Below are 12,016 nucleotides of genomic sequence, written 5' to 3'. Positions count from 1 at the left end.
GTGAGAATTGGACGACTGTTGTTGATCCTGTTGGCTGTTGTGCTGACCATCGTCCTGACAGCGGTGGGAACCTGGATGGCGATGGACCATCAAACCGAAATCAAGGCCTGGCTGGGCTTGGGTCCCAAGCCCGTTGAGCTGAGCCAAAAACCGCTGTTCAAGCCGCTGGACAAGTTTGTCATCAGCCTGGAGAGCGAGACAGACAGCCATTACCTGATGCTGGAGCTGGCCCTGGTCACCCATGACCCGGCCCAGCTCGAGGTGATCGATACGCTTAAACCGGTGATTCGCAATGCCATGGTGCAGTTCTTTAGCCATCGCAACGTAGATCAGGTGCGCAAGGATCTGCAGCAGATTGAGCAATTGCAGCAAGCGTTGCGCAACAAGCTGACGGCGACGATTTCCAACTACGGCTACCAGCCAGCGCTTGATGAGGTGCTGGTAACCAAGGTGGTCTTGCAGTAGGACACACCATGTTGACGGCCAGTGAGTGGGATAACCCGGATCTGGGACCTGTTGTCCCGATGAACCCAGTGCAGGAGCAGCGTTGGATACAGCGCTATCTCCCGCTGGTGAAGCGGGCGGCCGCGCATCTGCGCAGCCAGGTATCGGCCAGCTTTGACCGCGAGGACATGGAACAGGTCGGCATGATGGGGCTGCTGGAGGCATTGCGCCGTTACGGCGGCGAGCCGGATGGGCAGTTTGAAAGTTATGCCTTTAAGCGGATCCGCGGCGCCATGCTGGATGAGTTACGGCGACAGGACTGGCGCCCGCGCCAGACACGCCAGCAGGCCCACGATTTCAACCACGTCTCGCGAACGCTCTACAACCGTTTGGGGCGTGCGGCCAGTGAACAGGAGCTGGCCGATGAGATGCAGGTTTCGCTCGATGAGGTGCGTGAGCTGCTGTATGCCAGCCAGGCCGAAGCGATGCAGAGCCTGGATGAGCTGCTGGCAGATGGTATTCATCAGCCGCAGCAGGAACATTGCGCCATCCGTCGCTTTGAGCAACAGCGTGCGGTGCGCCAGGTGCTGGATCGCCTGGACAAACGCGAACAGCTGCTGTTGACCCTCTACTACCAGCATGAGCTGAATATGAAAGAAATTGCGTTGGTGCTGGGATTGACCGAGTCACGAGTTTGTCAGCTGCACAAACAGTGTGTAGCCCACCTGAATCAGTTACTGGCTGATCTGTTGTAAGGAGTGGTGATGCAAAAACAAATTGGCATAGGTGTGGTCCTGGTCTGCGTTCTCGGTGGTTTTTTGATGGCGGGCGGCCGTCTGATCGCACTGTGGCAACCGGCAGAGCTGATCATCATTCTCGGTGCGGCGGCTGGCTCCTTGATCATCGGTAACTCCAAAGAGGTACTCCACGAGATGTGGACTCAGGTCAAGCAGGTTATTCGTCCGCAAAAAGCGCAGGGCGAGCTGTACCGCGAACTGCTGACACTGATGCATCACCTGCTGGAGGAGACACGCCAGAAAGGGATGAAGGCGCTGGACGAGCACATCGAAAATCCACAACAGAGTTCTGTGTTCCTGATGTATCCGGAAGTGGCCGAGAATCCGCTGCTGCTGGGATTCATTACCGACAACTTGCGCCTGATGGGCATGGGCAAGATCAGCCCTCATGAATTCGAAACCCTGCTGGATCAGGAGATCATGGTCATGGAGGAGGAGATGCTCAAGCCGGCTCATGCGCTGCACAAGACGGGTGAAGCTTGTCCTGGCTTTGGCATTCTCGCCGCGGTAATGGGGATCATCATCACGATGCAGCAACTGGACGGCCCCTTGGGGGGCATAGGCGTACACGTTGCGGCGGCGCTGGTGGGAACCTTTATCGGCATCTTCCTCTGCTACTGCCTGCTGGAGCCGGCCAGCAGCGCCATGGAGGAGCTGGTGAAGCGCCGTATTTCGCTGCTGATGTGCATCAAGTCGGTGTTGCTGGCGCAATTGCGTGGCAAGAGTCCCTTGCTGGCGATCGATGCTGGCCGCAAGGTGCTGGAGCCGGATGTCAAACCCAGCTTCTTGCAGATGGAAGAGTGGGTCAGTAACAGGGCGATGTAATCCATGCGTAATGTCGAGCAGATAATCGTCAAGCGCCAGCAACGGCGCAATAGCCAACCCAAGGGTGGCGGGGCCTGGAAGGTGGCCTTTGCCGACTTCACGTTGGCGATGATGGCGTTGTTTCTGGTGCTCTGGATCCTGGCGGTGTCGAATCAGGAGGAGCGCCAGGTGGTGGCCAGCCGGTTGCGCGATTACAGCATTCTCGACAATGAAGCCAACCCATTCGATATTCGCAATAGCCCTTATCCCGTCGACTTTGAAGGCAATCCTTCGGTGATTGAGGAGATTGCGCCGCAATATACGCCGGACGGACAACCCAAGCCGTTGACCAAGGCGCGCCACGATGGCCGGCAAAAGGCCGGAGAAGGGTATGACAGTCTACTGAAGGGACGTTATGACACGCCCAAGGAGATGGCGCTGCTGGCAGGGTTTATTGAAAAGATGGGCGAGGATATGCAGGCCCGTGACAACCTGCAGTTGCAGATAGTGCCCCAGGGGTTGCGTATCCTGATCCGCGACGATGAACAGCGCGAGATGTATGCCCGTGGCAGCAGTCGGATTACCCCCTTCTTTCACCATCTGTTGATGGCGTTGGCGCCGGTTTTTCAGCGGGTGGAGAATCCGGTGATGGTCTCCGGCCATACCGATAGCACACCGTTTGCCGGCGAAAACTACAGCAACTGGGAGCTTTCTGCGGATCGCGCCATGATGGCGCGTCGCGTGCTATTGGCAGGTGGCATGCCTGCGGAGCGTGTGGCCCAGGTGGTCGGCATGGCCGATACCATGCTCGAAGACAGCCAGAATCCGAAAGGCAGCGCCAACCGTCGCATCGAGTTACTGGTGCTGACGGATGCCGCGCGCCAGGATTTGGCGGCGCTGTTTGTCCGTCAGCAGGAACAGGCACAGCAACAGGCTCGCCAGCTGCAGGCGCGTTAAGGTATCCGTTGGGAGAGAATCAAGTGAGCGGACGTTCCCTGAAACCGCAAGTGGTGGAGTGGGTGGAGGAGTTGGGGCCCGGGCGTCGTGAGACCCCGCGTCTCTATTTTCACGATGGTGAAACCCCGTTTGACCGCCAAAGCAGTGGTTTGCCGGCGCAGTTGCTGACCCCCGGTTTTTTTCGGGATCATCTGTTGGGGCGAATTATCGTCAAGGATATCAGCCTGGGAGGGGCGGGGTTCCTGGCCCCTGTGCGCTTGATCGTGCCAAAGCGCATCCTCATTCAATTTGATGACGTGACCCTGCTGGCGGGCGATGTACTGCATCGGCGGCCGATCGAGCCGTTGCTCTGTTTCTATGGGGTGCGCTGGTTTCAGTGCAAGCCTCAGCAAATCGAATCTGTGATGCGCCGTTGGGACTTGGGCGACCCCGTTGCCGTCTCCGACTAGGGAATGACCCGCGGACCTGCTTTGCTGACGCCAAGCGGGTCCTGGCTGATGGTTGCCGTGGGGGCGGGGCGTCCCTGCATGTCCAGGCCGTGGGAGCCTTGCAGCAGCAGCGGATCCTGCAACCCGTCAAGCGGGAGCAGCGGTGCGATAGCGCTCAGATCCAGACCGGGTTTTAGCGTGGTAGCCGGTGTATCGCGGCGTGGCTGCGTGTGTTGGCTGGGCAGCAGTAACAGCTGGCTGCTGCCAGCAGACAGCGCGGGCTGGCGGAATGCCGGATTCAATGCTGCCAACTGGCGTTCATCCCATCCTTCCTCGGCGGCCAGTTGCGCCAGTGACAAGGGCCCCGTCAGGCGACGCAGCATCAGGTTTGCCCCGGATTGCCAGTCCGGCAGACTCAGGCCATGTTGTTCCGGATACTGAATCAACTCCGCCAACGCCAGCAGCCGCGGGACATAGCGCAGTGTTTCATCGGCCAGCAGCAGTCGCCAATAGCTCATTTGCGCCTGCTCCTGTTGGGCGCGCTGGATCCTGCCTTCGCCGGCATTGTAGGCCGCCAGCGTCAGCAACCAGTCGCCGTTGAATTGCTGGTTCAGCCAGCTGAGGTAACTCAGCGCCGCGTCGGTTGCCAGAGGCAAGGAGTAACGGCCGTCGAACCCTGGCTGCATCGGTACCGTGAATCGCTGGGCTGTTGCTGGCATCAACTGCCAGAGGCCGGCGGCTCCGGCGGAGGAGACGACGTCCAGGCGGTAACCACTCTCTATAAATGGCAGCAGAATGACTATGCTGGGCAAGCCTCTGGCGTCGACTTCCGCGGCGATGTGGCGCATCAGCGGTTGTGCGGTGCGCAGTCGAGCTTCCAGATAACCCTTGTGCCGTAACAGAAACTGACGCTCACGATCGATGCGCGCTCTGGCATCGGCCGTTAACAGCGGGGGATAAATCGACAGCCAGTCGCGTTGCGGGTAAGCCGCTACGGCATGACGGAATGGACATGCCAGCAACAGGATGAAAAACAGTATGCGCCAGGTCATGGCCAGCAGTGTGCCAGAGGCTCTGGTGACGTACCAGCGTGCCGATCACGGCCGCTTGGTAAAAAGCCAAAGCGGCGGCACAGTTTTTTCCAGGTTTTGTCGCTATTACTCTGTAACACCCTCATCCCACAAGAAGCATGCCGCCGAATAGCAAGACAGTCCCCGTGCGCGCAGATGGAGTGCAGAAGTTGCTTCTGTATTTGATTCTGCTGAATTATTGGCTGCTATATCTCTATGCCGCCCATATTTCTCTTTTGCCGGCAGGTCTGGCGGTTTTGGTGTCGCTGCTGTGCATTGCCTATAACCTGCTGCTGTGTCGTCTGACGGTGCGGCGTGCCCGGCGGCAGACGGACGGTTATATCGTCTATCCGGTATTAATTGGCGCCGTGCTGTTCTGCAGCCTGATGCTCTACGTGTTTATCATTCGTGGTTAGTCCAGATTATGCTTGAGACTGGGGCGTCAGTGCGTATAATGCGCCCCCTCGCTGCCGGATCCTCCTGTCCGCAGGACGGGATCCTGAAACGATCCGGCAGGCGATACGGGTTCCCTCACCCCGTGATTCAATGACCCATTAAAAAGGACACATCATGGTTACTTCGCATCAGTACCGTCAGGCGCTATGGCGTCTGTCGTTGTTTCACGTCGTCATCATCGCTGCCAGCAATTATCTGGTTCAGTTGCCGATGACGCTGTTCGGATTGCACACCACCTGGGGTGCGTTCACCTTTCCATTTATCTTTCTGGCGACCGATCTGACGGTGCGGATCTTTGGGGCCGAATTGGCCAGACGCATTATCTTTTGCGTCATGCTGCCATCGCTGCTGATCTCCTATTTATTGGGCGCGTTATTTTTCAACGGCGCGTTTCAGGGTTGGGAACAGCTCGGGCAGTTCAATCTGTTTGTTGCGCGGATCGCCTGTGCCAGTTTTATGGCCTACCTGCTGGGGCAGATTCTGGATGTGTCTGTCTTCAACCGGCTGCGCCAACTCCGGGCCTGGTGGGTGGCGCCGACGGCTTCCACACTGTTGGGGAATTTGCTCGATACCATCGCCTTTTTTGGCATTGCGTTCTGGCGTAGCCCGGATGCATTTATGGCCGAACACTGGGTTGAGATTGCCAGTGTCGATTATGGTGTGAAGTTGCTGATTAGTTTGGGACTTTTTGTTCCAGCCTACGGTGTACTGTTGCGGTATCTGATGCGCAAGTTGCTGGGGTCGCAGTCATTTGTGCTGTCGACAGGCACGATGCGATGAGATTCCGTTGAAATGAGTCTTGCGAATTCAGTCGTGCTTACTTTGTGATCACCCGCACTTCTTTACCCTGAAAAGTGCGGAGAATAGCGGCCTTGTCCATTTCGATACTCGATCCGGCCAGGTTTCTGACGCGGTTTTTTTCTGCGGCCACCAATTTTTTCCACATTGACATGGATCAGGATCTTGTTTAGATCCTGATCCTTTGTTTGTTATTTATTTGATTTTTATACTAAAAATTCTTCAGCTTTATCGAGTTAAAGCACAGATCCGCGAATCGTGCTTTTTTCTCAACAGAGATATCCACAGCTTGATAACGATATCCACAGTTTGACAACATAGCTGCCATCCGATGGCTATGGCATCCTAGCCTCACTTCAAAATCTGACAGGTAAGTTGCATGTCCAGCCCTGCTCCTCTCGTTCTGGTAGATGGTTCCTCTTACCTCTACCGCGCTTTTTTTGCCTCCCAACAAGCCGACTTGCGCACCGCAGCCGGACGTCCGACCGGTGCGGTACGTCTGATGACCAATATGCTGCGTAGCTTGCTCAAACAGTATGCGGACTCTCCTGTTGCCGTGGTCTTCGATGCCAAAGGCAAGAGTTTTCGCCATGAGTTGTATGCGGAGTACAAGGCCAATCGGGCGGCGATGCCGGATGACCTGCGAGAACAGGTTGAACCCATTCATGCCATTGTCCGCGCCATGGGGCTACCGCTGCTGATGGTGACGGGCGTGGAAGCCGATGATGTGATTGGTACCCTGGCGCGCCAGGCGACAGAGCAGCAAATCGATATTCTGATCAGTACCGGTGACAAGGACATGGCCCAGTTGGTGTCTGCGCATGTGACCCTGATTGACACCATGAAAGGCGAGATGACCGACCGCCAAGGGGTGATCGATCGTTTTGGCGTCCCGCCTGAGCTGATCATCGACTATCTGGCATTGATGGGAGACAGCAGCGATAACATTCCCGGCATGGCTGGCGTGGGTCCGAAGACGGCTGTGGCGCTGTTGCAGGGCATTGGTGGCATCGACGACATTGCCAATCGCCTGGATGAGGTCGCGGCGCTGGGTTTTCGCGGCAGCAAGAATTTTGCCGACAAGTTCCGTGAGCAGGAGGCGGTTGTGCGCTTGTCGCGCCAGTTGGCGACCATCAAGACGGATGTTGAGCTGGCTGTCGGTCCGGCTGACATAGGTCGGCCGGCGCCGGATGTGGCGGCACTGCAGACGCTGTATCGCGAGATGGAGTTCAAGGGCTTGATCGAAGAGCTGGGTGATACACCCGCCGAGCCGCAGGCTGTAACGCACATTGAGGTGCACTACGACACGATTTTGGATGAAGCACAGTTTGATGCATGGCTCCAGCGTCTGCAACAGGCCGGGACATTTGCCTTCGATACCGAAACCGATGGCCTGGACTACATGCAGGCACGGCTGGTGGGCATCTCCTTTGCGGTTGCTCCCGGGGAAGCCGCCTATCTGCCATTGGCCCATGATTACCTTGGCGCGCCGCCTCAGTTGTCTACCGACTGGGTCTTGTCGCGTCTGGCGCCGCTGCTGGAGGCGGCCGACATACTGAAGATTGGTCAGAATCTGAAATTTGATCGTAACGTGCTGCGCAACTACGGTATCACGCTGCGTGGCATCGCGTATGACACCATGCTCGAATCCTATGTGCTGAACTCGACGGCCACCCGTCACAACATGGATGACCTGGCCGCCACCTATCTGGGTTACAAGACAGTGACGTTCGAGGAGATTGCCGGCAAGGGTGTCAAGCAGCTGACCTTCAACCAGATAGAGCTCGACAAAGCGGCATTTTACGCCGCCGAGGATGCGGATATTACCTTGCGTCTGCACCAAACCTTGTGGCCGCGGCTGGAGGCCGAGCCGACATTGTCGACTGTGTATCGGGAGATCGAGGCCCCCCTGGTGCCGGTATTGGCAGACATGGAACGTGCCGGAGCCCTGATCTCCATTCCGTTGTTGCAGCAACAAACGACTCAGATCGAACAGCGGCTGTCTGAACTGGAGACGGAGGCGCACCAGTTGGCAGGGCAGGCGTTTAACTTGTCGTCCACTAAACAGCTGGGGGAAATTCTGTTCGAAAAACAGGGGCTGCCAGTACTGAAAAAGACACCGAAAGGCGCGCCATCAACGGCGGAAGAGGTGTTGGCCGAACTGGCCGAAACCTATCCGTTGCCAAAGTTGCTGATGGAGCACAGAACGCTGGCCAAGTTGAAGTCGACGTATACCGAGAAACTTCCGTTGATGGTCAATCCTGGTACCGGCCGGCTGCATACCAGCTATCACCAGGCGGTCACCGCCACCGGGCGGCTGTCATCGAGCGACCCGAATTTGCAGAACATCCCAATTCGCAGCGAGGAGGGACGCCGTATTCGCCAGGCATTCGTTGCCGCGCCAGGTTACAAGCTGGTCGCAGCGGATTATTCGCAGATTGAGCTGCGCATCATGGCACATCTATCCGCAGATGAGGGGCTGCTGCAGGCGTTTGCCAGCGGACAGGATATTCATAGCGCCACGGCCGCCGAGATCCTCGGTCTGCCCCTGGCGGCGGTGACCACCGCTCAGCGTCGTAACGCCAAGGCGATCAACTTTGGTCTGATATACGGCATGAGCGCATTCGGTCTGGCCAAGCAACTGGGGATGAGCCGCGCAGAGGCCCAGCTGTATATGGATCGCTATTTTGCCCGTTACCCGGGGGTGTTGACCTACATGGAGCGAACCCGGCAGCAGGCCGAAGAACAAGGATATGTCGAAACCCTGTTTGGCCGCCGACTTTATCTACCGGATATCAAGGCGCGCAACCAGGCGGTGCGCAAAGCGGCGGAGCGCGCTGCGATCAATGCGCCGATGCAGGGTACCGCGGCCGATATCATCAAGCGTGCCATGCTGAAAGTCAGCGCCTGGATAGAGACAACGCCGCCGGGGGCGATCCGTATGTTGATGCAGGTTCACGATGAACTGGTGTTCGAGGTTCGGGAGGAGTGCGTCGACGCCTTGCTGCCTGAGCTACGTCAGCAGATGGTGGAGGCGGCCAGCCTGGCGGTACCTTTAGAGGTGGGAATCGGTGTGGGCGATAACTGGGAACAGGCACATTGATGTTCCGCCGGCAGGATCGCAAAAAAGATCCGGATCCTGGTGAACTTTTTTCCAATTCAGTGGACTAACTTAATAGCTGAAATTGGACCACTTTGTCGACCTCCGCTTTGCGGAGGTTTTTTTTTGCGCAACGATTGGAAAATGAAAAGGGTACCAATCACGCCTTGGCATTTTGCCCGGCTGGCGCTGTCAAAAAGCACTTTTCCTGGTACATGGCCTGGCGGTAGAGTGAGGGCGTAGGGTACAGAGGTAAGATGTTCTATCTTGCAAACCTTTTGTTTTGTTTGACATAGTCAGGCTAGATAGCCGCCCCGATGAGTGATCGTCGGGGCTTTTTTATTGCGCGCGTGGCCAGAGATAGAGCATTTGCTTCATTTAGTTTTGGGGCAGTGCTATAGTGAAGATCAGCATCCGTGTTTGGCTGCCAGGCTGAACGTGGATTTGCTTCTCCCCATTTGAGCTATTCGTCTCACGACCGCCAGCATAGCGTCTGGCGGTTTTTTTATGGCCGACGATCAGAGTGTGTCGTCAAGGGAGGCTGAGAGGTCATCAAGTGACGGGTTCAAATACCAGTCGGTGAGGATGCTGGCCAGGCGATCAATGCCAATGCCTTTTAGTGAAGAGAAAGGCTCCACCCGAATATCACCAGCGAATTCGAGGACGTCGCGGCGAACTTGCTGAACAATGTTCTTGCGCGGTGCGGCATTGAACTTGTCCGCTTTGGTCAGCAGGACCAAAACGGGCAAGTCGTTTCCGCTTGCCCAGCCCAGCAATTGACGATCGGTATCTTTCAGGGGATGGCGGATGTCCATCAGCAGGACTAATCCTTTGAGCGAACTGCGCTTCTGCAAATACTCGGAAAGCGAGGCCTGCCATTTGCGCTTCATCTCCTCCGGTACCTGGGCATACCCATAGCCTGGTAAGTCGACGAGACGTTTGCCTGGCTCGACCTCAAACAGATTGATGAGCTGGGTGCGACCTGGGGTTTTACTGGTTCTGGCCAGGTTCTTTTGCTGGGTCAGGGCATTCAGCGCGGAAGACTTGCCAGCATTGGAGCGACCGGCAAAGGCCACTTCGACACCATCATCGCTTGGCAGATGACGAATATCAGGGGCACTGGTGACAAAGTGAACCTTGCGGAAGTTCAGAGTTGGCGTTTCCAAGGTAGAATTCCCATTGAGCTAGAAGATAAAACGGTTGGCCGTGTGTCTGTCGAGGCCAGATGACGGTGCGCATATAGTAGCATACTGAAGTCGTCATGGTGCATTACGGCGGCACAGGAGGTGGAATGGAGCAGGACAACCCGCTGCTGGAACCGATCTTGACTCTGCTACGGCAAGGTCAGCGCTGGAAGCTGCATGAACTGATGCTGGAGTTAAAAACACAGCAGTTGCTGCCGCAGTGGCCTGTGCCAGAGGAACTGGCGCTGTTTCGAACCAACTTTCTCCTGATGAATGCGCTCTATCACTTGCAGCGACTGCTGTTGCCCCAAGGATACTGGCTTGATGTTGTGCCACTGGACCTGCAATTGCGTCCCTGCCACAGTCCCACATTGCCGGCACCTGCGGATCCGCTGGCGAGTTACTATCTGGATTGGACGAATTGCGAGCAGGCTGATCTGGATGAAGTTCAGACGTTACTGAACTCGTTCTGGCATCACTATGCTGAACGGGTTGTCTGCTATCAATTGACGCGGGCTGAAGCGTGCCGGTTGCTGGAAGTCGACGAGTCGGCGACCAGTGCGCAAATTCGGCGTAGCTGGAAGCGACTCGCATTGCGTCACCATCCGGATCGGGGTGGTGATGTCGGCCGCTTTCTGCGTATCCGTCAGGCTTGGGCTCGGCTGAAAGTTGATGACGATAAGCTCGTGCCTGTCATGCCGGAAACAGGTTATTGAATCAGATGAATTCAGTTGCGTACAGAGAGTGGGTGACGACACATCAAACCGCCTCGGCGGTTTGATGTTGCTGTCTATGCAGGATTAGAGACCCAGAGAGGCCAGCAAATCGTCATGGTCATCGTTGCGGGTTTCTATGTTCTGTGTCGAGGTGGCATTAGGATTTTCGCCATTGGCAATGCTTTGCAGCAGGCTATCCGGATCCACCTCTTCGTGGCGTTCAAAGTCGTGCAGCTGGATGAATTCGGTCTTATCCATGGCCAGCTCCATGTAGAAGATGTTGTTCTTCTCGGTATAGAAAGAGACGCGGCGTGCCTGCGGGCGGTCAAGATTGGTGTCCACCGAAATCAGTACCTGTTTGTTCAGGGTCAGCATCTTTGGCTGACTTTGACTGATCGAGGTATGCAGCTCCTGACTAACCTTGCTGGTAAAATCACCTAGGATCTGGTTCATCAATTCACCCATGACGTTTCCGACCTCATCTGAGGTATGCAGGGTCGCCAACTCTTCTTTCGGGATGCCCATATTGACCAAATAATTCTGGTATACCTCCAGTGCGGCCGCGGCGGTGAAATTGATCACAACCAGACCGGAGAAGGCGCCATCGAACAGAACAAAACATCCGATATCCGGGCGCAGACAGGTCTTGCTGATGCGCTGAACCATCGGCGAATAGTTGATTTCGTGGTGCGTGGCTTCGGAAAGCACGCTGGTGACGGAATGACACAGCTTGAGCAGGATGTCTTCAGTACTGATAGGAGCGCTCTTTTTATTGGATTTCATCATGACAGGGTTTCCGGCGACTGCGAGGATAGTGCGGCCAAGTCTCTCACGTCAGACTGGGCAGGCACAGGTGAACGTCAGGTGATTATGACAAAATGGTAGTGGCAAGAGTGGGATCCTGCCCATTTTCTTGCCGATTCCATTAGCGACGACGCTGACGCAGCGCGTCGACGACGATGAAAAACTGATACGGGGCGATCAACAATAACCCGGTCACCAGCAGCACAGGCTGATAATACGGAAAACGCCAGGCTTCGGGCATCAACTGCGCCCAGCCAAAATGTTCAATCAGTCCCCATAGCAGCAGAATGGATCCAAGAATATCGAGAAACAGCAAAGGCTTGGGGGCACGCAGTTGGCTCATGGCCGCTCCATCACTAAATAAGAAGGCAGGCCGGCAGCATACCTGAATCGCCGCTGTCATGTATCGATCCGGGTCAGGAATCACGTAATCGGCTCGGAAGTTGGGCGCGGGTCGC

Annotated in this window: 13 protein-coding genes; 9 read left to right on the top strand and 4 right to left on the bottom strand. The window is 56.3% G+C overall.

All coding sequences use genetic code 11. The features are described from left to right. From ACFOSS_RS08220 to ACFOSS_RS08200, 5 genes are read left to right on the top strand one after another with little or no spacing between them, the layout of a single operon-like run. Positions 1-465 (top strand): flagellar basal body-associated FliL family protein, encoded by a 465-nt coding sequence (locus ACFOSS_RS08220; RefSeq protein WP_377151785.1) that lies wholly within the window; start codon positions 1-3, stop codon positions 463-465. A gap of 59 nt (positions 466-524) precedes the next feature. Next, a complete protein-coding gene (locus ACFOSS_RS08215) occupies positions 525-1,199 on the top strand; it encodes an RNA polymerase sigma factor FliA (RefSeq protein WP_377152001.1) in 675 nt (224 codons plus the stop codon). A gap of 9 nt (positions 1,200-1,208) precedes the next feature. After that, entirely contained in the window at positions 1,209-2,066 is an 858-nt protein-coding gene (lafT, locus tag ACFOSS_RS08210; RefSeq protein ID WP_377151784.1) for a lateral flagellar motor stator protein LafT, read from the top strand. 3 nt (positions 2,067-2,069) lie between these two features. Further along, the gene (locus ACFOSS_RS08205; RefSeq protein ID WP_377151783.1) at positions 2,070-3,002 is read left to right on the top strand and encodes a flagellar motor protein MotB; all 933 of its coding nucleotides are present in this window, start codon (positions 2,070-2,072) and stop codon (positions 3,000-3,002) included. A 23-nt stretch (positions 3,003-3,025) separates the two neighbouring features. After that, on the top strand, positions 3,026-3,451 hold the full coding sequence (locus tag ACFOSS_RS08200) for a hypothetical protein (protein ID WP_377151782.1): 426 nt from the start codon (positions 3,026-3,028) through the stop codon (positions 3,449-3,451). Here the strand turns inward: ACFOSS_RS08200 and ACFOSS_RS08195 are convergent. After that, positions 3,448-4,482, bottom strand: a complete 1,035-nt coding sequence (locus ACFOSS_RS08195; RefSeq protein WP_377151781.1) for a transglycosylase SLT domain-containing protein — start codon at positions 4,480-4,482, stop codon at positions 3,448-3,450. The two genes, ACFOSS_RS08200 and ACFOSS_RS08195, sit on opposite strands and share 4 nt — an antisense overlap. A gap of 179 nt (positions 4,483-4,661) precedes the next feature. On the opposite strand from ACFOSS_RS08195, the gene ACFOSS_RS08190 reads away from it, so the two are divergent. The 3 genes from ACFOSS_RS08190 to polA all read left to right on the top strand — a co-directional run bounded on the left by ACFOSS_RS08190 (position 4,662) and on the right by polA (position 8,857). Next, the gene (locus tag ACFOSS_RS08190) at positions 4,662-4,916 is read left to right on the top strand and encodes a hypothetical protein (RefSeq protein ID WP_377151780.1); all 255 of its coding nucleotides are present in this window, start codon (positions 4,662-4,664) and stop codon (positions 4,914-4,916) included. 154 nt (positions 4,917-5,070) lie between these two features. Further along, entirely contained in the window at positions 5,071-5,736 is a 666-nt protein-coding gene (locus ACFOSS_RS08185; RefSeq protein ID WP_377151779.1) for a 7-cyano-7-deazaguanine/7-aminomethyl-7-deazaguanine transporter, read from the top strand. A 397-nt stretch (positions 5,737-6,133) separates the two neighbouring features. Continuing rightward, positions 6,134-8,857 (top strand): DNA polymerase I, encoded by a 2,724-nt coding sequence (polA, locus tag ACFOSS_RS08180; protein ID WP_377151778.1) that lies wholly within the window; start codon positions 6,134-6,136, stop codon positions 8,855-8,857. Positions 8,858-9,372: 515 nt separating this feature from the next. Here the strand turns inward: polA and yihA are convergent. Continuing rightward, positions 9,373-10,020, bottom strand: a complete 648-nt coding sequence (yihA, locus tag ACFOSS_RS08175) for a ribosome biogenesis GTP-binding protein YihA/YsxC (protein ID WP_377151777.1) — start codon at positions 10,018-10,020, stop codon at positions 9,373-9,375. Between the two features lie 125 nt (positions 10,021-10,145). Here yihA and ACFOSS_RS08170 point away from each other — a divergent pair, with 125 nt between their 5' ends. Beyond that, entirely contained in the window at positions 10,146-10,754 is a 609-nt protein-coding gene (locus ACFOSS_RS08170; RefSeq protein ID WP_377151776.1) for a DNA-J related domain-containing protein, read from the top strand. Positions 10,755-10,838: 84 nt separating this feature from the next. On the opposite strand, the gene ACFOSS_RS08165 is transcribed toward ACFOSS_RS08170, so the two are convergent. Further along, positions 10,839-11,540, bottom strand: a complete 702-nt coding sequence (locus tag ACFOSS_RS08165) for a DUF3334 family protein (protein ID WP_377151775.1) — start codon at positions 11,538-11,540, stop codon at positions 10,839-10,841. Between the two features lie 139 nt (positions 11,541-11,679). Next, positions 11,680-11,901, bottom strand: a complete 222-nt coding sequence (locus ACFOSS_RS08160) for a hypothetical protein (protein ID WP_377151774.1) — start codon at positions 11,899-11,901, stop codon at positions 11,680-11,682. Positions 11,902-12,016 lie beyond the last annotated feature (115 nt).

Source organism: Pseudaeromonas sharmana (genome assembly GCF_042649925.1).
GTDB classification, from domain to species: Bacteria; Pseudomonadota; Gammaproteobacteria; order Enterobacterales; family Aeromonadaceae; genus Pseudaeromonas; species Pseudaeromonas sharmana.
The sequence above is the reverse complement of the archived record's forward strand: the minus strand, read 5'-3'. Positions and strand labels throughout refer to the sequence as shown.